Source organism: Gordonia namibiensis NBRC 108229 (assembly GCF_000298235.1).
Lineage (GTDB): Bacteria > Actinomycetota > Actinomycetes > Mycobacteriales > Mycobacteriaceae > Gordonia > Gordonia namibiensis.
In genome coordinates this window covers 1-512 of sequence record NZ_BAHE01000038.1, presented here as the reverse complement: position 1 = coordinate 512, position 512 = coordinate 1, and the positions used below count along the sequence as shown (strand labels likewise).

Below are 512 nucleotides of genomic sequence, written 5' to 3'. Positions count from 1 at the left end.
GCGTCGGCGGCCATGTCGATGAGTTCGGGGATGGGGATCAGGGTGCCGGTGGCGGTGGTGGCGAACCCGGCTTCGCGCCGGAGGTCGGTGAGGTCGGCTTTGATGATCAGTTGGGTCGGCAACCCGCGGTGACTCTTACCCAGGAGGCCGTCCTCGAAGACAGCTTTGAGCAGGGCGTTGAACGCGTCGTGGTTGAGTTGGGCGGGGGTGCGGTCGTCGCGTTCGGCTGCAGCAGCGACCGTGTCGGGGTCGGCGTCTTCGATTGACCCGTGTGGGGAGTGGGGGTCGTCGGGGTTGTTCATGCCGGGTGTGGCCCACACGGCGAGCAGCATGGTGACCCGGGCGAGGAGTTCGGGGGTGAGGTTGGCGGTCATTTTGGCGGTGCCGTCGCCACGTTGACGGTGGACCGACAGGTTGCGGCGGCGTTTGCGGTCGGTGTCGTCGGCGAGTGTGCCGTCGGGGTCGAGGTGGGCCAGTAGGCGTGCGCCGAGGGCGGTGATGTCGGCGGGGGT

General features: G+C 68.6%; 1 protein-coding gene. It reads right to left on the bottom strand.

Annotated features, from left to right (window positions below; translation table 11 throughout):
- The coding region (locus GONAM_RS17620; RefSeq protein WP_006868115.1) for a DUF222 domain-containing protein at positions 1-512 on the bottom strand (512 nt) is incomplete at both ends.